Here is a 23,278-nt window from a genome sequence, read left to right on the forward strand (position 1 = left end):
TCCATCTGAGCAGCACCAGTAATCATGTTTTTAACATAATCGGCGTGGCCCGGGCAGTCTACGTGAGCGTAGTGACGGATTGGAGAATCGTATTCTACGTGTGATGTATTAATTGTAATACCACGTGCTTTTTCTTCAGGAGCTGAGTCGATTTGTGAGTAATCTTTCGCTTCACCGCCGTAAGTTTTTGCACAGATAGTTGCAATCGCAGCAGTTAAAGTTGTTTTACCATGGTCAACGTGACCAATTGTACCCACGTTTACGTGTGGTTTATTACGTTCAAACTTAGCCTTAGCCATTTGATTTTCCTCGTTTACGTCGACACCAGTTTAGAGAAAAACAACCCTGAAAAACTTTCTTTATCGACATTCGCCTAAAAAACTAGACACCCAATACTTGAAAAGCAGACTATAATAGCCTGCTTCTTTAAAAAATTTGTAGAAATTCTACTAAGCTGTATATCTGGAGCTCTTATCGAGATTTGAACTCGAGACCTCTCCCTTACCAAGGGAGTGCTCTACCACTGAGCTATAAGAGCGACATCTTCGATGGAGCGGGAGACGAGGATCGAACTCGCGACATGCAGCTTGGAAGGCTGCCACTCTACCAACTGAGTTACTCCCGCATGTTGGTACTTACCACTTCAATCGAAGTTAGATGGTGGTGAGAGAAGGATTCGAACCTTCGAAACTTTCGTAGCAGAGTTACAGTCTGCCCCCTTTGGCCGCTCGGGAATCTCACCATATCACACTTACACAGTGCTGTTCTTTACTCTATACTACCACACTTTTAAGATGGTGCCGGCACACGGATTCGAACTGTGGACCTACTGATTACAAGTCAGTTGCTCTACCAACTGAGCTATGCCGGCTCTTTCTTAGTGTTTCGTACGTTTCGTATCGGAACGGTGTGCAGTTTAGCAAAACTCTGAATCGATGCAAGTGGTTTTTTCAAAAAAACCGTTAAAAACTCATAAAATCAATCCGTTTGATGATAATTCAACCGCTTTGATCACTGCGCGAGCTTTTATTTGGGTTTCATTCCACTCTGATTCAGGATCTGAATCTGCAACTAAGCCTGCCCCAGCCTGTACATAGACCTTTTTATCACGAATCACACAGGTACGAATCGCAATCGACATGTCCATTTCACCATGCCAGCCTAAATAACCTACAGCACCACCAAATACACCACGTTTAACTGGTTCTACTTCATCAATAATTTCCATAGCGCGGATTTTTGGTGCACCTGAAAGTGTTCCAGCAGGAAAGGTTGCTTTAAACACATCTAAAGCATCCACGTCATCACGTACCTCACCCTGCACATTAGACACGATATGCATGACATGAGAATAACGCTCAATCACCATACGATCAGTCACTTGAACTTTACCAATTTTAGAAACGCGACCAACATCATTGCGACCTAAATCGATTAGCATGAGATGTTCAGCAATCTCTTTTTCATCTGCGAGTAAATCTTGTTCCAAGGCAAGATCTTCTTCCTTAGTTTTACCACGTGGTCGTGTTCCAGCCAAAGGACGTACTGTTGCGATACCATTTTCTAAGCGTGAAAGAATTTCTGGCGAAGAACCCACGATATGAAATGGCTTTTGATCTATGAGTGTTTGTCCTTGCACCAGAAATAAATACGGCGATGGATTGAGATGGCGTAATGCACGATAAACTTGTAAAGCCTCACCATCAAAGTCAGACACCATACGTTGACCAGGCACAACCTGCATCACATCGCCTGCACGGATATACTCTTTTACTTTCTCAACGGTTTCTAAAAACTTTTCTTTACCCGTAATGGATTCAAAATGTGGCGCAGTATGAGGTTCCGCTTGTAAGCTGACAGGCGTAGCGAGCAACCGCTCAAGTTGATCCAGCTTCTGCTGAGCCTTATTATAGGCATCAGGCTGACTCGAATCTGCGTGATGAATTAAAAACAAAGTGTCCTTTAAATTATCAAACACAATCACGGTTTGAGACAACATTAACCAAAGATCTGGCAACGTCACAGGATCAGCCGTGGGAACATTTTTAAGTTTTGGTTCGATATAACGTACGGCGTCATACCCCAGATACCCAACCAAGCCACCAGTAAAACTTGGTAACTCAGGCAATTCAGCTTGAGTTGGCACTTTAAATTGACTTTGAAAATCGCGGATATACTGAAATGGATCAGCGCAGTCTTGCTGGCGAAGCGAGCCATCAGCTTGCTGAACGGTCAATACACCCGCATTACAGGAAAAAACAATCGATTCCCCTAAACCAATCATTGAATAGCGTGCCCAATTCTCGCCCCCTTCAACGGACTCAAAGAGATAAGCTTGTTTTTGTTCTTTAAAACGTGCAAAAACAGAAAGTGGGGTTTCTGTATCGGCTAAACGTTGGCGATACACAGGAATGGTGTTATAGCCTGCTGATTTTAATTGCTCAAATTGTACTAAGGTCGTCATGAATCTTCTCTATGGTTTTAATTTCTGCGCGTTTTTTCTGTAGTGCCTTTTCAAGCCCGCCATCGAAAAACCATAACAAACTTCATGCTTGTCTCCTGACTAAATCATCTTCTATCAATTCTGCCAAACTATCTACCACTTGCTGTGGCTGACAGTCATAGATACTTTCCCCATGATTATAGCCATAGCTGACCACAATACAATCCATACCTGCACGTCTGGCGGCTTCCACATCATTACTCGAATCACCGATCATCAAAGCTTGTGACACTGTAATATTTTGCTGTTGCATACAGTGTAGTAAAGGCAATGGATGAGGTTTACGTTCAGCTAAACTATCACCACCAACCACCATCTTAAAATATGGGCTTAACTGCAAAATATCGAGGATACCTTGCGCTAAATGCTCTGGTTTGTTAGTTACGCAAGCCATCGTAATATTATGCTCTTGGCAGTAATCCAAAAATGGTAAAACACCTTCATATACTTTGGTGTTCACACATAATTCTTGTTCATAAATCTCAACAAAAGTATCAAGCAATTGCTTCTGCTGCTGGGCATCAATCTGCCCAAACAAATGCTCCAAGACAGTCTCACATAGTTTAGCCGCACCCTTGCCTACCCAAGCTCGAATCTGCATCTCTGTTACGAATGGTAATGCAAGCTTTTCCAAACTTAGATTCATTGCTCGATATAAATCAGCTGCCGAGTCCACAAGTGTCCCATCCAGATCAAATAAAATTAAATTTCGTTGTTGTAACTGAGCAACAGACATAGATTTCGACTCAAGAAATAAAAAGGCACGCCCATATGAGCATGCCTTGATTGTAAAAGCTTAATATAATTATTTAAAGAATAACCAAGCAATCACAGCTAAAATGATGAGCACAACAATTGAAATTAAACCAATCGATGCATTTTTTTGCTGTTCAATTTCTTGTTGGACACGAGAAATAGGTTCTTCAATCGCGATCGGCTGCTGTTCAGCAGCAGCCTGAACATCAATACCTTGAGGAATTGGTGCTGGTTTTGGAATTCCAACTTGTTGTGGCATACCATCTCGATTAATCGAAGTTTCCGCAGCTCGCTCTGCAAGCGTTGGCATACCCGCATCGTGCTTCGTTGCCGTTACTGGCTCAACTTCAATTTCTGGTAGCTCTGTAAGTGTTGGCACAATTGCCAAAACTGAAAACACAAAACTCGCAAATTGTAAAATATCGCCATCATTTAAAGCAGTTTCTTGTTCAACACGAGTATCATTAATAAACGTACCGTTTGAAGAATTCAAATCTTGCACCCATAGCTGCTCTCCTTTGAGTAGCAGTGCTGCGTGACGGCGTGAAATATCCGCAGATTGCAATAAAATATCTGCATCCTGATGTCGCCCCACCAACATATCACGCTCAATACTAATCTCTTGCCCTGTAAATTCACCTGTAATGGCTTGTAATTTCCAAGTCATAGATGTTTATCCTTATCATAATTTCTTTCAATCATAACATTGTGACATAAGCGCTTCTGTGCATCTACTGTGAAGACGCAGGACGAATCGTCGTGGTTGTCACTGTATTTTTACTGCGTTCAGTTGCTTTGGCTGGAAGCTGCACCGTTTTTCTTTGTACTTGAGGCTCAACCACAACGACAGGCTTTGTGATAACCACAGCCTCTTTTTGCGTTGTTGTTGGAACTTTTTGGTATGGTGAGCTACTTAGCGCAGGTTGTGGGCGATAAATATCCGCAACATTTTCAGGTAATTTTGCAAAATTACCATTTTTATCCATAGACAATTGGAGACTATATAGCTGGTTATAACGTTGTTGAGATATACGTTGCACATCCTCAGCATCACCCACTATGGTTGGATGGATAAACACAAGTAAATTACGTTTTTCATTGCCACGACTATCTGAACGGAACAAACGACCAAGATAAGGAATATCCCCAAGAACAGGCAAACTTTGACGACTAACATCTGTCTGATCGGTAACCAAACCACCCAACACGACTGTTTGCCCATGATCTGCGAGGACTGAAGTTTTAATCGCTCGTTTACTTGTCACCAAGTCAGCAGCCTGACCCTTACTATTTTCAACGTTTGAAACTTCTTGCTCCACTTCAAGTCGAACAGAACCACCTTCACCAATATGAGGAATCACCTTTAAAGTAACACCCACATCTTTACGTTCAACAGTTGTGTAAGGATTCACCGTACTGTTTCCAGTCGTCGCAACTGACCCTGTCACAAATGGAACATTCTGCCCCACTACGATATACGCTTCTTCATTATCCATTGTCACGATAGATGGCGTAGACAATAAATTTGATTTTTTATTTTCTTTTAGCGCTTGAATGAGAGCACCATACAATTTACGAGAGCCATTCGCACCTTCTTTGTAGTCACCCAAAATGATGGATGAACCCGTACCAAGTGCGGAACCAACGCCTGCTGCCCCACCTGTTAGATAGCCTGCTGCGAGCTTAGAAATACTAGAGCCAACATTCGAAAAGTTAATTAACCCAACGCCGCTATTGAGATCACCTAATGCCCATTGCACACCAAGTTGATCAGCATCACTACCTACAATTTCAATAATGGCAGCCTCAATCAAGACTTGCTGACGTCGAGTATCTAACTGCTGAATGGCTGCCTCAATTTCACGCATCAATTGCGGATCAGCTTTAACAACCAAAGCATTTTGAGTACTATCTGCAATAATACTCACACCAGCACTATTAAAGCTTGTAACACCACTATTTTGGCTGTTGTTGCTGTTATTGTTTAGGTTAATTGATGATGTAGAAATTGACGATGAACCTGTCGATGAACCCGAATTTTGATTATTTGAAACTAGATTGCTAATTGAGTTTGATTTACTAGCACTCGAATTTGATGAGGACGAAACTGACTGTCCTGTGACTAAACCTTGTAGAATTTCAGCTAAGTTCTTCGCACTGGCATATTTCAAACGGAATACTTTCAAACCACCCAGGCGATCTGCCGATGGAACATCGAGCATTTCAATCATCTGACGTAAACGTTTGCGCGAATCAGGATCACCCTTAATTAAAATACGATTGGTTCGATTATCTGCAATAATTCGCACACGCGAACCAATAAAATCTTTCGATGCACCTGTCGCACTCATGGTTTCAAGCAAACCAATAACTTCTTCAGCTTGACTTGATTGCAAACTGATCGCTTCAATATCATTTTGCCCGGTACCATCCAAATTACGGATAATATTTTCAAGTTGATAAATATTCGTCGCACGATCTGAAACGATCAAAGCATTGGTGCCAGCCACAGCAGCCAAATGTGCAAATTGCGGCATCAATGGTCTTAACGCAGGAATCAAATCATTTGGGTTCGTGTTTTGCAACCAAATAACGCGAGTAACAATTTGATCCCCACCTGCACGACTTCGAGCATCGTAAGGAATCCCTGAGTTTTTAGCATTGCTATCAGGAACTAACTTGACCGTATTACCTGATGGAAGTGCAACCACACCATTAACATTCAACACACCTAAAAATAGTTCATATACCTCATCTTTATTGAGAGGTTTATTGGAAATAACAGTAACGTTCCCGCGCACACGAGGATCAACTGCAAAGTTCTTACCCGTAATATCAGCGACTTCATTAATAAATGCCGTTAAATCCGCATCACGTAGATTAATCTTCCATGTTTGTGCTTGCACATTGGTACTGATGATCGCAACCAAAGGTGCGGCAGCAAGTAGTGCCCAAAGTGGACGTTGATGATTCAAGAAAGCCATAACCTGCACTTATTCCTAACTAATGTGATGACGTGTTATCACTAAAAACTTTGTTGTATGGTCATCACTTGATCACCACGTTTTATTTCTATTTTGGCATGTCCTTCACGACGTACTTGCTCTAATAATTGCACTTCGCTAAGACCCTGCCCGACTGTCTGACCGTTGATCGATAGAATACGATCACCAGACCGCAAACCCAAGGTATTTTTTAAATTCGTTGGTGTTCGATCTGAGATTTCGTAACCATCTGAGCCACCGCCACTCACTCCCATATTTTTTAAATACTGCTCACGATTTTCCTGCATTTGTTGGATCGCTTGTCCTAGCGCAGATTGCGATGAGTTTTGAGCAGGCGCAGGTGTTTGAGGTGCTGCAGCTTGAGGGTTTAATACAGGGGCAATTGGCTGGTATAAACCATTATCTAAACCCTTAAATTTAACTTCTCGTGTCGCACCATTACCCTGCTTCAGAATTACATGATCCCAATACACTTCCGCCAGTTGATAGGAAGTTGAACCGATGGTTTCACCAACACGATAACGTTCAGCAGTATCGTTTAACTTAATAACCGCCGATGACAAATAGCTTGGATAACCCAACAATACGCCCTGCAACTCCACATTGACATTATCTTGTGCTGTCGTAGCAGCAGGTTCATTAAATAGTGAAAAAGAACTAATATTAGGAACTTGTGCCTGTTGTGAACCCAATGCAACACGATCAAACTGCATCGGCTGAGGTGGAGCCACCACCCACCAAAATAAAGAAGCTAACTTCCAGCACAACCATAAAATTAGTAAAACTAAGATAAAAGCACTTGTTTTATCGAATTGCTGCCAACGAAACTGTTGTAGTTTTTGTGCTATTGTTTTCATTAAAAACCACCTTGCAACAATGGTTGGCGAGAACTAATGACGTAAGTGTCGAGTCCCGCCTTACCTTGATAAGATGGTACATTTAATAACATCCGCTGTGTCAATTGAACATCGAGCATAAGATTCGGGTCTAAACTTAGATTCGCCATTTTCTGACTTTGCTGATCCCGAACATCTATTTGCAATTGCCCATTTTCATCTTTCATTTCCGCAGTTAATGAAGGCATATTCATACGATCTTGGCGTTGACCAAAGGTATAATTCAACTCACCACCACCCCAGTGCAATTTACCTTGAGTTGCAGTAAAGCCTTTTTCTTTTTGATAATTAAATTGTACTTCTTTAAGTTGAATTGAATTCTCAGGCCACTGCCAATTGGCAAAATACTTTAAAGTCTCAGGTGCAATTTCACCTTGCAAATCTTTGATCAAAATCTTTTGACCCAATCCATAACCAAAAATGCCATTAAATTGAGTATTCCCGCTGTGAATATCGAGATTTGCGCCAAGCCGCAACATTAATAAATCTAAAGGACGGGTTTTCCAATGTACAGAACCACGTAACTGACCTTTTTGCCAATCCGCTTGTCCCTGCCAAATATTGCCGCTGACATTATGTAAGATTTGATTATCTTTAGAAAATTTCGCAATTAACCATGTTGCTGGAATTTGTAAAATAATAAAAATTAAAAATGCAAAAATGGCGAAAACCCACCACTTCCATTGTTTGGTATTTTTCTTCATTCCACCCTTACCAAATGCAAAATATCATCCTTTTAGAGACACTCGCCCCTGAATGACATTATGCATACTTTTTCAACATCGCCAATTCTCTCATATAAAAAAACCAAGCTTTTTAAGCTTGGCTTTAATGAAGCATAGAATCATCGTATGACAAAACGATGACGACTAAAACTTGCTTAGATTAGAAAATCTTCAAGTTTTGCGCCTTTTTCTAATTCAGCAACTAACCAACGTGGCTGTTTACCACGACCAGTCCAAGTTTCTTCTGTATTATTTTTATTACGGTAGCGTGGCTCTACTGCTTTACGCGTTGTTTTCTTACGCTTTTGCTCACCTAACTCTAATAACTCTTCAACACTAAAACCAACTGCTTCAGCTATTGCAATAATTTGATTATAAGCATCTTCAATTGCTTGATCTTTTTTGCTTGCGATTAAAGCTTCTGCTTCCACCTGTAAACGTTTTAAGTCTTCTACAGATAAATCACTAATATCTGGTTTCATTAGAACCACTCCAACTCAAAAGAAATATATCACTCAAAATAAAAAAGAATTCAAAAATTCTATTTCCATAGTAATTTATATACAATTAAATAATCAATATTAAATTAGTCAACTTAATCACAATATAACCATAAATCATCTTATATTTACAATAAAACAAAAAAACTTAAGTGCATTTGATTAAATCTATTGTATTAAAATTTTTTTAAAATCATGAAATATTTTTTAGACCCTGATGAATATTAATTTTATCTTAATTCTTGATGTTTTCTATGGGTTGAATTTCATATAACAAATCCAGACTATCTATGAATTAATTCACAAAATAAAAAGATAAGTTATATGAGATTAACGCACTTAAAATAAATATAGACATAATAGTCTTTATAAAAATTATTTTAATGCAAGATTATTTCCAACACTTTGTTCAATAGCAATAATATTTTGTTTAATCAATTCAGGAATAGCTAGTTTATTGGACGTTAATTTATCAACACAAACCATCACCGCCTCTCCTGTTGCAACGATTTGGTTTTGTGTTTCACTCCATAAACTATAATGCATTCGAAAAGCACTATTTCTGAGCTCCTCAATACGTGCACCAATATGCAGCACATCAGGGTAAAATACTGGCTTTAAATATTTACATTGACTAGAGGCTACCACCGTCACTATATCTTGATCAAATATATTTAATGCCATTAAATAAGCAATTCGTGCACTTTCAATATAGCGATAATACTGCACATTATTTACATGCCCAAAAGCATCCATATCGCCCCAAGCAATTGTTTGTCGATGTACAATAGGGTAGACAGACAGTTCTTTCATATTTCACTCATATCTTAAAGTTTAGAAAATTAACATCATTTTCAAAGATTAAATTCAACTGTCTGATTAAATCCAGATTATCTCCAAGCGTTGACTTAATCCGCAAATAGCTCATTAATATATTATCAGGATATAAAGTTAATAACTGCTCAGCTTCTTCTGAACGTTGAGTTGCAACATAAATATGCCATTTTGCAAAGGTCAACATTGGAACACTCATGTAACGCTGTTCTAGCTGAATAATACGTTGCTCAACATAGCTATAATCGGGAATTTGCTTCAGTAGTTGCTGTTGGAACCAAAGATAAAAAACCTCTGGATCGAAATTTTCTTGCAATAAATGCAATGCAAGATCCTCATGCTGCAATCCCATTTCTGGCATACGTGCTAATAATTTTAACCACAAAACCTTACTACTATATGGTCGTGCTTGAATTTCATTCTCTAGAGCAATATATCGCTGTTGCAGTGCAGCTAAGTCATCCACAGATGCTTGATCAAACTGTATGAGTAATTGTTGCAACCAAAGATCGCGATGTTCTGCACTTAATAAACCATGCTGAATTGATTGTAAAAATAACCAAGGCTGTTGTAAGGCAAGTTTGCCCCACAAAACGGTAATGCGTTGTTGGTAAGCAGTTTCAATCTCAGCCAACCAAGGTGAAAGCTGATGCTGTGCAAGGAATTCTAGATGCGTTAATGCTTTTTCTGTTTCATGTTGCTCTAAGAAAATATCGATCCGCTGTAGTTCTGCAAGCTCAAAGGCCATCGGTGCTGATTTCTCTAATTTCTGCAAAGCCAGTTGATAGTCACCATTTTTATAATCAAATTGTGCATCAACAATATTACTCAGCAAGCCTGATTGAGTAAAAACACGCTCAATAAATCCTTGCTGCTCTTTGGCCGCATCAAGCAGCCAGACTATACCGAGCTGCTCATATGGATGTAGATCTTTAAATTGTAAAATATTTTCTTTCTTACGCTGTTCTCGCGCAAAATATCTGCGACTCACAAACCATAACAACTGTGCGAATAAACTAATTACAATAAAAAGTACGATTAAGCCCCATAAACTGCTTTGGAACTGCCAATCGCGCCAGTAAATATACACATAGCCATTACCGTAGCCATAGCTCATCATGGCAAACATAGCAAAAAATAATAGGCTTACAAGTAAATAAATGAGCACCAGTTGTTTCATAATTACATTACCCCAGCAAACCAAGGGTCGTTAATTTAGGTGTCGGAATAACTGAAAGATTTAACAACTTTTCTAATTTTTGCTTGATCGTTTGACTGTTTTGATCAGGTAATATTGATAATAATCGAATTACCTCTTGAACGGATTTGCGATACTCAGATGCTTGCCCTTGATGTAAGGCTTGTGAAGCAAGTAGTAAACGTAACTGACCTTCTTTTAAAATGAGATGACGATTGATTAAATCAGGTTGTGTACGCTGCACCTTTTCAAATTTGAACCAAGACCACCATGAAGAAGCTTCAGCTTGTTGCATTTTAATAGTTGGGTTATGCACTTCTTGTAAAAGCTTTTGATCCAATTGCTGCAATAAAGTATCAATCTGTTGCTGCTGTTGGGTTTGCATAAGCACATAATGTTGAATAGCTTGTTTATCCTGTTCGATCGCTTTCATCAAACTATGCTGTAAAGCAGGAGAAACCGTATATTGAACAATATGCTGCTGTACTTGATTTAATTGATCAATCGCATAAATGAACTGTTGTTGATCTATTGCGAATTGAACTAACTGTAATTGCTGTTTGATTAATATAACAGGAGCAACACCCGTGACCATACTGGGTAAGCTCGAAGCTTCTGAAGGGTCAGATAAATGAGCATCTTGTAATTTTCGCTGCACAGCGACAAATTGATCATTCAGCAAAGAATAACGTTGCTGCTGCTGTGTAAGCTGTTGCTGGAGTTGAGGAACGATCTGAGAATATTGTGCTACGTCATAACTAAGTTTGGCTAACCATAATAAACTTAGTAATAAAATCAGGTAAACAATCTTTCTCATATACGTCCTTGCCAAGCACCGATACGTTGAATAATCTCTGATATAGATAAATTATCAAGCTGAATAATGTTAATCTCTTGATGTGTTTGCAACCGTGCATTTTTGAGTAGCTGCGTTAAACGTTCACCTAGCGCCAAATATATCCATTTCACATCTATATTATTTTGACCACAAAGCTGCTGCCAATTATTCCAACTCGCCTCACTACTAATCAACACCATAACAGGTTGACTTGGCATTATTTTTTTTAAAATTTTTGGAAAAAGCGTAACACTTTGAATTGGGCATTGGCGACGATAAAGAACAAAATTAAGAATCTCGACACCTTGCTGTTGCAACTGTTGCATCATAAACTGCCGCCCCCCAAGACCACGCCAAAAAGCAACTTTATCCAAATGTACTTGTTGATTTAATATTGGGAGATCTAGCATACCTTCCGAAGTTTCAACCTCAGGGATGTGGCTGTCTATATTAAATTTTGCGAGTGCTTGGGCAGTTGCTTGACCCACTGCGATCCATTGCACATGCTTGAGTTGATCTAAGGATATCTTTTGTTGTTGTAAATATTGCATACCGACATCAACGGCGGTCGGGCTGACAACAACAATAACTTGCACCTGCTCAAGTTGCTGATAAAGTTCACGTAAATTCACCGAAAAAGGTTCAGCAACAAGCTCCAATAATGGCAGATTGATAACTTGATGACCCATCTCCAACAATGCTTGCGTTAAGTTCACAGCACGATCTTCAGGGCGCGTATTAATAAAAAGCATTAATAAAGCGCTTTTAACAATTCACCTGCACCTTGCTCCAATAAGCATTGTGCAAGTTGTTCACCTAATTGTTCAGCATCTTCTGAAGTTCCAATTAATTGTTGTTTTAGTAAGATTTTGCCATCAACACTTCCCACACGACCTTCAATGTAGAGCTTATCATTGGCTAAAGTTGCATACCCTGCGATTGGAACTTGACAACCACCTTCTAGATAGGCATTAAACGCACGTTCTGCACGCACACAAATTGAGGTTTCTTCATGCTGTAATGGTTGAATGATTTTTAATAATTCCACATCATCTGCACGGCACTCTAAGCCTAATGCACCCTGACCAACAGCAGGTAAACTTAAAACAGGCGCTAAACAATGACGAATTCGATCTGCCAAACCTAAACGCTTTAATCCTGCACTGGCTAAAATAATGGCATCATATAAACCATCATCAAGTTTTGATAACCGTGTACCCACATTCCCACGTAAGTCAATAATCTCTAAATCAGGGCGTATTTGTAAGATCTGGCATTTGCGACGCAAACTAGATGTACCTACTTTGGCACCTTGAGGTAACTCATCAAAACTTTGGTAATGATTCGAAACGAAGGCATCAAGTGGGTCTTCTCGCTCACAAGTCACAGCGAGCGTTAAACCTTCTGGTAAGTGCATTGGCACGTCTTTCATTGAATGGACCGCCAAATCAGCGCGACCATCTAACAAAGCAGCTTCCAGTTCTTTAACGAATAATCCTTTACCACCAATTTTTGCCAAAGGTGTATCTAGAATTTTATCACCCTGCGTCACAAACTTAACCAACTCAACCGTTAAATCTGGATAAAGCGCGTTTAAACGGGAGCGAATATGCTCCGCCTGCCAAAGTGCAAGAGGGCTTTGTCGAGTCGCAATTTTTAAGGTTTTCATAAATTCAAGTTAAGCATGCATCAAAACAATTGTTTCAAACTTAACTTGCTCACCTAAAATTGCAAGCAAAAACTGATTTTTCATCTGACTTAAGCTCAATATTTTATAATTGATGCATACATTCTCTTAAGCTTGGTAAATGACGGCGACTCACAGATAAGCGTTCATCCAGCTCACGTAATCTAACCTGATACTGACCAGCCGCAATCAGTTCCAACCCTTCTAAATAATCAAGAGAAACTAAAGCATTACGATGAATTCGAATGAAACGATCTGAAAACTCAGATTCTAGATCTTTTAAAGTTTCATCAATTAATACACTGCCATTTCGATGACGAACAGTGACATATTTCTGATCTGCTAAAAAATAGTAAATATTTTCTATTGGAATAAGTTCGACCCCGCGATAAGTTTTCGCAGCAATTTGATGGCGTTGAGTTTTAGTATCGTACATATCGTCTTGTTGTTGTAAACCAGTCATTTGTGCTTGTGTAAGTTGCGTCAGACTATTGAACACCTGTTGTAAATCTTGTTGTGCAATAGGCTTGAGCAAATATCCCTGTGCTTGAAACTTAAACGCTTCCAATGCGTGTTGATCATATGCCGTACAAAAAATAATAGCTGGACGAGGGCTAAGATGACTGATCTGCTCAGCACACTCCAATCCGTTCATTCCAGGCATTTGAATATCTAATAGAACAACATCGGGCGAATCATTTTCAATATGGTTTAACACATCCTGCCCATGATGCGCCGTCGCAATCACTTCATGACCCATTTGGGTCACTAAACGTGACAAACGCTCTACTGCGAGAGGTTCATCATCAGCAATCAGAACTTTCATCCTCTCCTCCTTGTCACCGTTAACTTCATCCGTCATTTTTATGGTTAACTTAACTTATTATTTTACTCGATAGTGATAACTTACCACCGTGGTATATAACGATACTCCCCCATAAACCTGAAACTTCACTGTCTGTCCGTAATAGGCTTTTAGACGTTGCTTCACATTTTCTATTGCAATACCATTCCCTTGTCTCGATTTTATTGTATCGTGAGAATAAGGGTTAGTAATGACTATACTGACTTGATTTTGCAATATTTCAACCAATACACTAATGGTTGAGGGCTGTAAAACTTTTTCTACCCCATGAAAAATACTATTCTCTAGCAAAGGTTGCAATGTTAATAATGGAATCGTGACTCGTTTTAATTCTAAAGACGTCGCCTGTATATTCCATTCTACCTTTAAACGCTCTCCTAAACGTAATTTTTCAATACTTAAGTACTGCTGACACAAGTCAATTTCTTCAGCCAAACTCACCAATTTCAACTCTTGAAAACTGGCACGAAATAATCGTGACAAGTTAATCAACATGTTTTCTGCTTTGTCAGGATCAATTGAAATCAAACTCACGACGCTATTTAAACTATTAAATAAGAAGTGAGGATGAATACGTGCTTGCATAGCTTGAATCCGTGCATTCAGCTCACTATATTGCTGATTCATCCATTGCTCTCGCATATAGAGATAACGCAAACAGAAAGCACCAAGCAAGATGCCATACCCCAAATGCAGACTTACACCTTGAAATAAGATATCTTCAGAAAAATTATTTGTTGATGAACCCCAATATTGAATTATATTAATGACACAAGTGGTAAGTAAAACAATAAGTTGAAGAAAAATAAAACCTAAAATTAACGCCATTTTCTGACTAAATTTGGCAAAAAACTCTTGAAAATAGTCAACAAAAGCAGAAAACGATAAAATTATCCAGTTAATAAAAAGCATGTATTGAAAAACTCGGATACTTTCCACTGCTTGCCAAGAACGAGCTTCTGCAAGTGCAAGTACCATTGCCAAAACATTACTTGCTACAATTAACTCCAATAAGTGTTGCGATTGCCTTATTTTCGTAAAAAAATAGGACCCTGCTGGACTCATTTGACGTGTTTTCGATAACTTCTTGCGTCGAATTTCAGCAACTACGTTTGGATTTGCTATACTCTTTTTTATTTTACTGAGCCGCCATGACCACATCTTCTCAATCCTCTTCTTCAGCAAGCCCTAATCAAACCTCTGGAATGTGGGGCGGTCGCTTCTCTGAAGCAACAGATGCATTTGTTGCAGAATTTACCGCATCTGTTCAATTTGACCAACGTTTTTATAAACAAGATATTGCAGGTTCGATTGCACATGCAACCATGCTTGCTAAAGTTGGTGTACTGACCGAGGCTGAGCGTGATGATATTATCCAAGGTTTGAATACAATCAAAGCCGAAATCGAAGCGGGTAATTTCGAATGGCGTATTGATTTAGAAGATGTACACATGAACATTGAGTCTCGCTTGACTCAACGTATCGGCATCACAGGTAAAAAATTACATACAGGCCGTAGCCGTAATGACCAAGTTGCAACTGACATCCGTTTATATTTGCGCGATGAAATTGATGACATTTTAGGTCTATTACTACGCTTACAAAAAGGCCTACTCAGTCTGGCAAGCAAAAATACCCATACTATCATGCCTGGTTTTACTCATTTACAAACAGCTCAGCCAGTAACATTTGGTCATCACCTGTTGGCTTGGTTTGAGATGTTGGTTCGCGATACTGAACGCCTTCAAGATTGCCGTAAGCGAGTTAATCGCATGCCACTCGGTTCAGCAGCATTAGCAGGAACAACCTACCCAATTGATCGCGCATATACAGCAGAATTATTGGGTTTTGAAGCAGTTTCAGAAAACTCACTTGATGCTGTTTCCGATCGTGACTTTGCGATTGAATTTAACGCTGCTGCATCATTGATCATGATGCATTTATCACGTATGTCTGAAGAACTGATTTTATGGACTTCGGCACAATTTAAATTCGTGAACATCCCAGATCGTTTCTGCACAGGCTCTTCAATTATGCCTCAGAAGAAAAATCCAGATGTACCCGAACTTGTTCGTGGTAAATCAGGTCGCGTGTTTGGTGATTTGATTAGTTTATTGACCCTAATGAAAGGTCAACCATTGGCATATAACAAAGACAACCAAGAAGATAAAGAACCTTTGTTTGATGCGATTGATACCGTTCGTGGTTGCTTAATGGCTTTTGCAGACATGGTGCCTGCACTCGTTCCAAACATTGAAATTATGCGTGAAGCAGCACTTCGTGGTTTCTCTACAGCAACTGACCTTGCTGATTACCTTGTGAAGAAAGGTGTTGCTTTCCGTGATGCACACGAAATTGTAGGTAAAGCAGTTGCGCTTGGTGTCGCTGAAGAAAAAGATTTATCTGAATTGACACTGGAACAGCTTCAACAATTCTCTGATTTGATCGAAGCAGATGTATTTGATAAAGCCTTAACTTTAGAAGCTTCTGTGAATGCACGTGATCATATCGGCGGGACATCACCAAAACAAGTTGAAGCAGCTATTACTCGTGCACACACTCGCCTAGAACAGTTGTACGCTTAAGGATAAATCATGACTAGACAAGTATTTTGCCGCAAATATAAACAAGAGCTTGACGGTTTAGACTTTGCACCATTTCCAGGTGCAAAAGGCCAAGAGTTCTTTGAGACGGTTTCAAAACAGGCTTGGCAAGAATGGTTAAAACACCAAACCACGCTCATTAATGAAAAACGACTCAATGTATTCGAACCCGATGCGAAGAAGTTTCTTGAAGAGCAACGAGAGAAGTTCTTCAACAATGATGAAAGTGTTGAAAAAGCAGAAGGTTGGACGGAACAAAAGTAAATCGTTTCAGCTAACACCAATGAATAAAAGAGAGCTAAATATAGCTCTCTTTTTACGTGATATTTACATAAGTAATAAAGGGTTACAGAGTATACACAGTTGTCTACATGACAGATCGGCACTCTCCGCTTATATTGAATAACAGAAACACAAAGAGATAGTTCGATATCTCAAGCAACGCATGATATTTCTCTCCCAGACTTTCCCCCGAAGTCTGGGATTTTTTTATTTGTATGATGTAAATTTATATTCGCGATTATATTGGGACAATAAATTGCCCCAGCAACGTTGTTCAAATTACGCTAACCCCACAATAAAAAATACCTTAGGATTTTGAGAAATTATTGGATGACTACTCTTGAAATTTACCTAAGGATTACTTCATTTCCGATGACTTTATGCAACGTATCGCGATAAAAAAGCTGCTCATTATGTAGCAGCTTTGAATCTTTATTTAGTGATTATTTTTGATTCACTTTTTGTTCGATTTCTTCAATACTGGTATGACGTACATCCATACCTTTTGCCATATAAATAACTTGCTCTGAAATATTACGTGCATGATCGCCAATTCGCTCAAGCGAACGTAATACCCACATCACATTAATCACACGAGCAATATGACGAGGGTCTTCAATCATGTAGGTCATCAAAGTTCGTGTTGCAGACTGATATTCACGATCAATATCCACGTCTGCCATCACCACTTTTAAAGCCTGATCAACATCTAAACGCGCGAAAGCATCCAAAGCATCATGAATCATAACGCGCACTTGGTTACCAATATGGCGTGTTTCCATATAACCGCGTGGAGACTCACCTTCTTCACATAAATTTTGCGCAATACGAGCAATTTTTGAAGCTTCGTCACCAATCCGCTCTAAATCTGTATTTGCTTTACTCATCGCAATTACCATACGCAAATCAATTGCAGCAGGATGACGGCGAGCGAGAATCAAGGTTAAACCTTCATCAATATCACGCTCATATTGATTAACAACATTATCTTTAAATTGAACATCAATCGCCAAATTTTCATCTGTGTCTAATAAAGCATGAATTGCATTTGCAACCTGCTGCTCTACTAAGCCACCCATCGTCATAAATTTGGTATGTACATCTTGTAAGTCTTCATTAAATTGTGAAGAAATATGGTGACTTAACACAGGATTACTTGGACTCACAGTATGCCTCCACTAGACACATGGAAAAATGATTGGTGATTAAAACACAGCAATGATGAAACTTTTATGACAATAACACAGCTGAGTCAAAAGTCGATTGGTGCGAATTGATAAAACAAAAATCTAAAAATCTGTTAGTCTAAATACCTAGCTTGACGGAGCGCAGTTAATTAACTGCTGAGATTATCTTAATCACAAGATTTAAAGATGAGTACCGTTGAACCTGATCAGGTTAACACCTGCGTAGGAATCAAGCCCAACAAAAGCCTCGCCTTTATTTATCAAAGAGATAAATTCGCTATCGTTTTTGCTCGTGCTTGATTCGTTAATGTAATACATAAGGATCATGCCATGAACCAATTAACGAATCTTCCCTCTGCTGATATTTCTGCTCAACATGAGCAAGATGCTAAAGATTTAACCCGTATTTTACCTGCTTCACGCAAGGTTTATGTTGAAGGTTCTCGCCCAGATATCCAAGTTCCATTTCGCGAAATTAGTTTGACAGAAACACCGACAGGTCTAGGGGGTGAATACAACCCACCTGTAATGGTTTATGATACATCAGGTGTTTATACAGATCCTGATGTACAAATTGATTTAAATCAAGGTTTACCTTCTGTCCGCCAAACTTGGATTGAAGAACGTGATGATACCGATGTACTCTCAAGTTTAAGTTCTGATTTTGGTCAGGCTCGCTTAAAAGATATTCGTACTGCTGACATTCGTTTTGCTCATATTCAAAACCCTCGTCGAGCTAAGGCAGGTAAAAATGTTACGCAAATGCATTATGCGAAACAGGGCATTATTACGCCTGAAATGGAATATATTGCAATTCGTGAAAATCAACGTCAAGGTGAAGGCGTAGACATGCGTCAGCATGCAGGACAAAACTTTGGTGCTCAGAATTTAAGAGAAATTACACCTGAATTTGTGCGTCAAGAAGTTGCCGCAGGTCGTGCGATTATTCCTGCCAACATTAATCATCCTGAAATTGAACCAATGATCATTGGCCGCAACTTTTTAGTAAAAATTAATGCCAATATTGGGAACTCCGCTCTAGGTTCATCGATTGATGAAGAAGTTGCTAAAATGACATGGGCAACGCGTTGGGGCGCGGACACTATCATGGACTTATCGACGGGTAAGAATATTCATGAAACCCGAGAATGGATTATCCGTAACTCTCCTGTACCAATTGGTACCGTGCCTATTTATCAAGCTTTGGAAAAAGTAGATGGTGTCGCGGAAGATCTCACTTGGGAAATCTTTAAAGACACTTTGATTGAACAAGCTGAACAAGGTGTAGATTATTTCACTATTCACGCAGGTGTGTTATTACGCTATGTGCCTATGACAGCAAATCGTCTCACAGGTATTGTGTCTCGTGGCGGTTCAATTATGGCGCAGTGGTGTCTCGCTCATCATCAAGAAAACTTCTTGTATACGCATTTCGATGAAATCTGTGAAATCATGAAAGCCTATGACGTTTCATTTAGCTTAGGTGATGGTTTACGTCCGGGCTGTATTCAGGATGCAAATGATGAGGCTCAATTTAGCGAGCTTAAAACATTAGGTGAACTCACACATCGCGCTTGGGAACATGATGTACAAGTGATGATTGAAGGTCCTGGTCATGTGCCTATGCATATGATTAAAGAAAATATGGATCTACAACTTGAAGTATGTAAAGAAGCACCATTCTACACACTTGGCCCACTCACCACCGATATCGCACCGGGTTATGACCATATTACTTCTGCAATTGGTGCTGCAATGATTGGATGGTATGGCACAGCAATGCTCTGTTATGTCACACCGAAAGAGCACTTAGGTTTACCAAATAAGAAAGATGTTAAAGATGGTATTATCACTTATAAAATTGCAGCACATGCAGCAGACTTAGCCAAAGGTCATCCAGGTGCTCAAGTTCGTGATAATGCATTGTCGAAAGCACGCTTCGAATTCCGATGGGATGACCAGTTCAACCTCAGCTTAGACCCTGATACAGCACGTAGCATGCACGATGAGACTTTACCCAAAGAAGCACACAAATCTGCACATTTCTGTTCTATGTGCGGACCAAAATTTTGCTCGATGAAAATCACGCAGAATGTGCGAGATTATGCCCAAAATCAGCACAATGCCAAGCAATCAAATGATGCTGAAACAGATGTTGAAGCAGGTCTCAATGCAATGAAAACCGCTTATCAGGAACATGGTCAAAAATTGTACCACAAACTGTAAATCGACTAAAAAAAGATTTGCCCACGAATCATTCTCGGTTAGGATGAGATATGTACAATCTCATCCTGATTGAAGATGAATATTCTTGACCACGCCAGCTATTCAGCATCCGACGTTACGATAGAATCTCGAGAGTTTTTATTCCGAGGATTCATTCAAGTTGAGAAAGTGAATCTTACGCACCGACTATTTCATCGATCTGAATATTCACCAATTATTCAGCGTGAACTTATACATCGTCCAGAAGCTGCTGGCGTTTTACTTTATAATAATCAGCAACAACGTTTCGCACTTATTGAACAATTTCGTGTTGGTGCATTAAATGACTCCGAGTCAGCATGGCAACTTGAGATCATTGCTGGTGTACTGGATGGAAATGAATCCCCAGAAACCTGTATTCGTCGTGAAAGTCTAGAAGAATCAGGCTGCGAAATTAATGAATTGCAGCATTTATTCAGTTTTTATCCTTCTGCTGGTGCATGCGCTGAGTTTTTTCATTTATATGCTGCAGAAGTTGATTTACCAAGCAATGGAGGCATCTTTGGCATTCCAGATGAAGGAGAAGATATTCAACTCCATCTATTTGATTACGCTGAAATCACGATGTTATTCAAAAATAATCGCTTGAAGAATGCCCCTGTCATCATGGCATTACAATGGCTTAGTCAACATATACAACGATAATAAATCTGAAAGGGGTAAGACGGTGACTTTCCAAGTCTCAAAATTATCACAAAAAGATTTTGTGATCATACAAATTACTGATACTCATCTATTGGAGTATCCGCATTTAGAGTTTGTCGGGATGCACCCTGAACAAAGCTTTCATGCAGTAATTGACTTGATGCGCCAACAACATCCGCAGATCGATATGATTGTGCATACTGGAGATTTAGCACAGAACCCAACAACTGTGACTTATGATCGCTATCTTAAGCATATGCAGAGTATAGGCATTCCCTTTTTTCAGACGCCCGGCAATCATGATGATGTATCTAACTTCCCTTTTCATGGAGCAGATCCACATCAACCTACTGTGGTAGAAATTGGCGATTGGTCCATTATTTTACTTAATAGCGCACAGCCAACAAGAATTGATGGCAAAATTGCAGAGGCTGGCCTTGAACAATTAACAGAATTATTAAAAAAACATCATGATCGCCATATTATGATTGCCTGCCATCACCATCCTTTTGCCATGGAATCTGCTTGGATTGATCAACATAAACTAAAGAACTCATCTGATTTACTCGAAACGATTCGACCTTTTTCAAATATCAAAGCCATCATCTGTGGTCATGTCCACCAAGATTCTATTAACACATGGCAAGGTATTCAATTTTTATCAACGCCATCAACCTGCATACAGTTCAAACCTAAAAGTGATAAGTTTGCACTTGATGAAGAACATCCGGGTTACCGCTTTATTAAACTTAAAGCAAACGGAGAAATCGAAACTCAGGTCTATCGTTTATCAACTTCACAGCGAATGAATAGCTCTGAAGTCTTGGGATATGACTAAACTTTTGATTACAAATTACATTATCGTTTTCTCACAAAATCTGGACGGGAATGACTACCATCTTGCTGAAAAACTCTATATGATGTCGACCCTTGATGGAAAAAACCATCTTAGGTTTCTATAAAAACACTTGCATATCACCATATTTTTTGCGTATAGATAGTACGTGTAAGATGAGGAATGCCCTATATGGCGAATGACAACCAAAATCAAGTCTTGGACGAACAGACAGAAGTGATCGACGATCAAAAATCGGCTGTGAAACGCGTACGTAAAACCAAACCAAAAGCTTCAGAAGGTGGTACAACTGCAAGCTTATTTGGAATTGCACCTTATCAGCCGAAGAAAAATGAAGAATATATGTCTGAAGGACAGCTTGAGCATTTCCGCCAAATTTTAAATGCATGGAAAGCTGAGTTAATGTCTGAAGTTGATCGTACATTGAACACAATGCAAGATGAGTCAACTGCTCTTCCTGACGTCAACGACCGAGCAACGCAAGAAGAAGAGTTTGCGATTGAATTACGTACACGTGATCGTGAGCGTAAACTCATTCGTAAAATCGAACAATCAATTGAAGCAATTCAAAATGAAGACTACGGTTTCTGTGAGACCTGTGGTATTGAAATTGGTTTACGTCGTTTAGAAGCTCGCCCTACGGCGACCTTATGTATTGATTGCAAAACTTTGGCTGAAATCAAAGAAAAGCAAAATAACGGTTAAACGATGCGAGAACAAACTGCGAAACAGGATTTAATCGTTTCGGCAGAATGTAGCTCATATGTGGGTCGGTTTGCGCCATCGCCAACCGGCCCATTGCATTTTGGTTCTTTGATTACCGCAGTTGCCAGTTATTGCGATGCCAAGGTCAATCAAGGGAAATGGCTAGTTCGCATCGAAGATACCGATATTCCTCGTATTTTTCCGAATAGCGAAACACATATCCTCTCTTGCATTGATGCCTTTCAATTTGAACCAGATGCTGAGATTATTTTCCAAAAAGATCGTTTCGAGATCTATAAACAGGTACTTGAGCAACTCAAGCAATCCGATGCGATTTATGCCTGCCAATGCACACGAAAAATACTGGGTTCAAATCATATCTATGCAGGAACCTGTCGCGATTTAAATTTAGAGTTTGCTGATCAAGCCATTCGTTTAAAAGTCACGGATCAACAGATTTGTTTTCAAGATCGCTTACAGGGTCAGTTATGCTCTAATCTTAAATATGACTTGGGTGATTTTGTTTTAAAACGCCGTGATGGTATTATTAGTTATCAACTCGCTGTGGTGGTAGATGACTATTTACAAGGTATTACGCATGTGGTGCGCGGTGCAGACCTTTTAGACAATACCGTCAGACAAATTTGGTTAGGCTCTTTACAGAATTACCCATCTCTCAACTATATGCACCTCCCCCTTGCCATGAATGATCAAGGGCAAAAATTATCTAAACAAAATTTGGCTCAGGCGCTAGATATCAATCAGGCACCTAAACTCTTACAGCAGGCCATTTTAGCTTTAGGTCAATCTGCTATAGAACTTGATCAGCCACGTATCATGCTTCAACAAGCCGTACAACAATGGGATATAAATCGAATCCCCAAAGGCATTCATCTTAATGGTGTTTTCTTATAAGTAATAAAAAAGC

The 23,278-nt window shown here is 39.4% G+C and carries 23 protein-coding genes, 4 tRNA genes and 1 riboswitch; of the genes, 7 read left to right on the plus strand and 20 right to left on the minus strand.

The genetic code is table 11. From position 1 onward, the window contains the following. The 19 genes from IEV17_RS15340 to IEV17_RS15430 all read right to left on the minus strand — a co-directional run. The coding region (locus IEV17_RS15340) for a GTP-binding protein (protein ID WP_081407079.1) at positions 1-299 on the minus strand (299 nt) is incomplete at its 3' end. A gap of 164 nt (positions 300-463) precedes the next feature. After that, a tRNA-Thr gene (locus IEV17_RS15345) sits at positions 464-538 on the minus strand. An 11-nt stretch (positions 539-549) separates the two neighbouring features. After that, positions 550-625 (minus strand) — tRNA-Gly (locus IEV17_RS15350). 33 nt (positions 626-658) lie between these two features. Further along, positions 659-742, minus strand: a tRNA-Tyr gene (locus IEV17_RS15355). Positions 743-795: 53 nt separating this feature from the next. Next, positions 796-871, minus strand: a tRNA-Thr gene (locus IEV17_RS15360). 99 nt (positions 872-970) lie between these two features. Next, on the minus strand, positions 971-2,464 hold the full coding sequence (trpE, locus tag IEV17_RS15365) for an anthranilate synthase component I (protein WP_004659363.1): 1,494 nt from the start codon (positions 2,462-2,464) through the stop codon (positions 971-973). 82 nt (positions 2,465-2,546) lie between these two features. Next, positions 2,547-3,239 (minus strand): phosphoglycolate phosphatase, encoded by a 693-nt coding sequence (locus IEV17_RS15370; protein WP_004659364.1) that lies wholly within the window; start codon positions 3,237-3,239, stop codon positions 2,547-2,549. A 69-nt stretch (positions 3,240-3,308) separates the two neighbouring features. Further along, positions 3,309-3,926 carry an FHA domain-containing protein gene (locus IEV17_RS15375; protein ID WP_004659366.1) on the minus strand — a complete coding sequence of 206 codons (618 nt, stop codon included), beginning with the start codon at positions 3,924-3,926 and terminating at the stop codon, positions 3,309-3,311. A gap of 64 nt (positions 3,927-3,990) precedes the next feature. Then, positions 3,991-6,243, minus strand: a complete 2,253-nt coding sequence (gspD, locus tag IEV17_RS15380; RefSeq protein ID WP_004659368.1) for a type II secretion system secretin GspD — start codon at positions 6,241-6,243, stop codon at positions 3,991-3,993. A 41-nt stretch (positions 6,244-6,284) separates the two neighbouring features. After that, positions 6,285-7,121, minus strand: coding sequence for a type II secretion system protein N (locus tag IEV17_RS15385; protein WP_004659369.1), 837 nt, complete (start codon positions 7,119-7,121; stop codon positions 6,285-6,287). Next, positions 7,121-7,864 carry a type II secretion system protein N gene (gene gspN / locus IEV17_RS15390; RefSeq protein WP_004659370.1) on the minus strand — a complete coding sequence of 248 codons (744 nt, stop codon included), beginning with the start codon at positions 7,862-7,864 and terminating at the stop codon, positions 7,121-7,123. Before gspN ends, IEV17_RS15385 begins: the two co-directional genes overlap by 1 nt. Positions 7,865-8,040: 176 nt before the next feature. Next, positions 8,041-8,367: an H-NS histone family protein gene (locus tag IEV17_RS15395; protein ID WP_004659373.1), complete on the minus strand. Its 327-nt coding sequence runs from the start codon at positions 8,365-8,367 to the stop codon at positions 8,041-8,043. Positions 8,368-8,760: 393 nt separating this feature from the next. After that, positions 8,761-9,198, minus strand: coding sequence for an acyl-CoA thioesterase (locus IEV17_RS15400; protein ID WP_004659374.1), 438 nt, complete (start codon positions 9,196-9,198; stop codon positions 8,761-8,763). Positions 9,199-9,205: 7 nt separating this feature from the next. Then, positions 9,206-10,399: a heme biosynthesis protein HemY gene (locus IEV17_RS15405; RefSeq protein ID WP_004659376.1), complete on the minus strand. Its 1,194-nt coding sequence runs from the start codon at positions 10,397-10,399 to the stop codon at positions 9,206-9,208. Positions 10,400-10,406: 7 nt separating this feature from the next. Then, the gene (locus tag IEV17_RS15410; protein ID WP_004659377.1) at positions 10,407-11,234 is read right to left on the minus strand and encodes a hypothetical protein; all 828 of its coding nucleotides are present in this window, start codon (positions 11,232-11,234) and stop codon (positions 10,407-10,409) included. Continuing rightward, on the minus strand, positions 11,231-12,007 hold the full coding sequence (locus tag IEV17_RS15415; protein WP_004659378.1) for a uroporphyrinogen-III synthase: 777 nt from the start codon (positions 12,005-12,007) through the stop codon (positions 11,231-11,233). The genes IEV17_RS15410 and IEV17_RS15415 overlap by 4 nt, the downstream gene beginning before the upstream one ends. Next, the gene (hemC, locus tag IEV17_RS15420) at positions 12,007-12,924 is read right to left on the minus strand and encodes a hydroxymethylbilane synthase (RefSeq protein ID WP_004659380.1); all 918 of its coding nucleotides are present in this window, start codon (positions 12,922-12,924) and stop codon (positions 12,007-12,009) included. Before hemC ends, IEV17_RS15415 begins: the two co-directional genes overlap by 1 nt. A gap of 103 nt (positions 12,925-13,027) precedes the next feature. Then, positions 13,028-13,768 (minus strand): LytR/AlgR family response regulator transcription factor, encoded by a 741-nt coding sequence (locus IEV17_RS15425; RefSeq protein ID WP_004659382.1) that lies wholly within the window; start codon positions 13,766-13,768, stop codon positions 13,028-13,030. Positions 13,769-13,825: 57 nt separating this feature from the next. Beyond that, on the minus strand, positions 13,826-14,968 hold the full coding sequence (locus IEV17_RS15430) for a sensor histidine kinase (RefSeq protein WP_034600737.1): 1,143 nt from the start codon (positions 14,966-14,968) through the stop codon (positions 13,826-13,828). Here IEV17_RS15430 and argH point away from each other — a divergent pair. Then, on the plus strand, positions 14,959-16,392 hold the full coding sequence (gene argH, locus IEV17_RS15435; protein ID WP_004659386.1) for an argininosuccinate lyase: 1,434 nt from the start codon (positions 14,959-14,961) through the stop codon (positions 16,390-16,392). The genes IEV17_RS15430 and argH overlap by 10 nt on opposite strands. A gap of 9 nt (positions 16,393-16,401) precedes the next feature. Next, complete coding sequence (locus IEV17_RS15440; RefSeq protein ID WP_004659388.1) at positions 16,402-16,674, plus strand: oxidative damage protection protein; 273 nt, start codon at positions 16,402-16,404, stop codon at positions 16,672-16,674. 461 nt (positions 16,675-17,135) lie between these two features. On the opposite strand, the gene phoU is transcribed toward IEV17_RS15440, so the two are convergent. After that, positions 17,136-17,858: a phosphate signaling complex protein PhoU gene (gene phoU / locus IEV17_RS15445; RefSeq protein WP_004659390.1), complete on the minus strand. Its 723-nt coding sequence runs from the start codon at positions 17,856-17,858 to the stop codon at positions 17,136-17,138. A 146-nt stretch (positions 17,859-18,004) separates the two neighbouring features. Then, a riboswitch (TPP riboswitch) is annotated at positions 18,005-18,125 on the plus strand. A gap of 84 nt (positions 18,126-18,209) precedes the next feature. Here phoU and thiC point away from each other — a divergent pair. The 5 genes from thiC (at position 18,210) to gluQRS (ending at position 23,265) form a co-directional block, all read left to right on the plus strand. Then, positions 18,210-20,105: a phosphomethylpyrimidine synthase ThiC gene (gene thiC, locus IEV17_RS15450; RefSeq protein ID WP_004659392.1), complete on the plus strand. Its 1,896-nt coding sequence runs from the start codon at positions 18,210-18,212 to the stop codon at positions 20,103-20,105. A gap of 75 nt (positions 20,106-20,180) precedes the next feature. Continuing rightward, complete coding sequence (locus IEV17_RS15455) at positions 20,181-20,789, plus strand: NUDIX domain-containing protein (protein ID WP_004659393.1); 609 nt, start codon at positions 20,181-20,183, stop codon at positions 20,787-20,789. Positions 20,790-20,811: 22 nt separating this feature from the next. Next, complete coding sequence (gene cpdA / locus IEV17_RS15460) at positions 20,812-21,627, plus strand: 3',5'-cyclic-AMP phosphodiesterase (protein ID WP_004659396.1); 816 nt, start codon at positions 20,812-20,814, stop codon at positions 21,625-21,627. 189 nt (positions 21,628-21,816) lie between these two features. Beyond that, positions 21,817-22,350 carry an RNA polymerase-binding protein DksA gene (dksA, locus tag IEV17_RS15465; RefSeq protein WP_004659397.1) on the plus strand — a complete coding sequence of 178 codons (534 nt, stop codon included), beginning with the start codon at positions 21,817-21,819 and terminating at the stop codon, positions 22,348-22,350. A gap of 3 nt (positions 22,351-22,353) precedes the next feature. Beyond that, the gene (gene gluQRS, locus IEV17_RS15470) at positions 22,354-23,265 is read left to right on the plus strand and encodes a tRNA glutamyl-Q(34) synthetase GluQRS (RefSeq protein WP_004659400.1); all 912 of its coding nucleotides are present in this window, start codon (positions 22,354-22,356) and stop codon (positions 23,263-23,265) included. The last annotated feature ends 13 nt before the right edge of the window (positions 23,266-23,278 follow it).

Origin of the sequence: Acinetobacter modestus, from assembly GCF_014636095.1 — a bacterium.
In the GTDB taxonomy this organism is placed as follows: domain Bacteria; phylum Pseudomonadota; class Gammaproteobacteria; order Pseudomonadales; family Moraxellaceae; genus Acinetobacter; species Acinetobacter modestus.

What these genes read in the sequence shown, in the direction of transcription:
- trpE (WP_004659363.1), bottom strand. Translation starts at nt 2,464, where the DNA reads ATGACGACCTTAGTACAATTTGAGCAATTAAAATCAGCAGGCTATAAC.
- IEV17_RS15370 (WP_004659364.1), bottom strand. Translation starts at nt 3,239, where the DNA reads ATGTCTGTTGCTCAGTTACAACAACGAAATTTAATTTTATTTGATCTG.
- IEV17_RS15375 (WP_004659366.1), bottom strand. Translation starts at nt 3,926, where the DNA reads ATGACTTGGAAATTACAAGCCATTACAGGTGAATTTACAGGGCAAGAG.
- gspD (WP_004659368.1), bottom strand. Translation starts at nt 6,243, where the DNA reads ATGGCTTTCTTGAATCATCAACGTCCACTTTGGGCACTACTTGCTGCC.
- IEV17_RS15385 (WP_004659369.1), bottom strand. Translation starts at nt 7,121, where the DNA reads ATGAAAACAATAGCACAAAAACTACAACAGTTTCGTTGGCAGCAATTC.
- gspN (WP_004659370.1), bottom strand. Translation starts at nt 7,864, where the DNA reads ATGAAGAAAAATACCAAACAATGGAAGTGGTGGGTTTTCGCCATTTTT.
- IEV17_RS15395 (WP_004659373.1), bottom strand. Translation starts at nt 8,367, where the DNA reads ATGAAACCAGATATTAGTGATTTATCTGTAGAAGACTTAAAACGTTTA.
- IEV17_RS15400 (WP_004659374.1), bottom strand. Translation starts at nt 9,198, where the DNA reads ATGAAAGAACTGTCTGTCTACCCTATTGTACATCGACAAACAATTGCT.
- IEV17_RS15405 (WP_004659376.1), bottom strand. Translation starts at nt 10,399, where the DNA reads ATGAAACAACTGGTGCTCATTTATTTACTTGTAAGCCTATTATTTTTT.
- IEV17_RS15410 (WP_004659377.1), bottom strand. Translation starts at nt 11,234, where the DNA reads ATGAGAAAGATTGTTTACCTGATTTTATTACTAAGTTTATTATGGTTA.
- IEV17_RS15415 (WP_004659378.1), bottom strand. Translation starts at nt 12,007, where the DNA reads ATGCTTTTTATTAATACGCGCCCTGAAGATCGTGCTGTGAACTTAACG.
- hemC (WP_004659380.1), bottom strand. Translation starts at nt 12,924, where the DNA reads ATGAAAACCTTAAAAATTGCGACTCGACAAAGCCCTCTTGCACTTTGG.
- IEV17_RS15425 (WP_004659382.1), bottom strand. Translation starts at nt 13,768, where the DNA reads ATGAAAGTTCTGATTGCTGATGATGAACCTCTCGCAGTAGAGCGTTTG.
- argH (WP_004659386.1), top strand. Translation starts at nt 14,959, where the DNA reads ATGACCACATCTTCTCAATCCTCTTCTTCAGCAAGCCCTAATCAAACC.
- IEV17_RS15430 (WP_034600737.1), bottom strand. Translation starts at nt 14,968, where the DNA reads ATGTGGTCATGGCGGCTCAGTAAAATAAAAAAGAGTATAGCAAATCCA.
- IEV17_RS15440 (WP_004659388.1), top strand. Translation starts at nt 16,402, where the DNA reads ATGACTAGACAAGTATTTTGCCGCAAATATAAACAAGAGCTTGACGGT.
- thiC (WP_004659392.1), top strand. Translation starts at nt 18,210, where the DNA reads ATGAACCAATTAACGAATCTTCCCTCTGCTGATATTTCTGCTCAACAT.
- IEV17_RS15455 (WP_004659393.1), top strand. Translation starts at nt 20,181, where the DNA reads ATGAATATTCTTGACCACGCCAGCTATTCAGCATCCGACGTTACGATA.
- dksA (WP_004659397.1), top strand. Translation starts at nt 21,817, where the DNA reads ATGGCGAATGACAACCAAAATCAAGTCTTGGACGAACAGACAGAAGTG.
- gluQRS (WP_004659400.1), top strand. Translation starts at nt 22,354, where the DNA reads ATGCGAGAACAAACTGCGAAACAGGATTTAATCGTTTCGGCAGAATGT.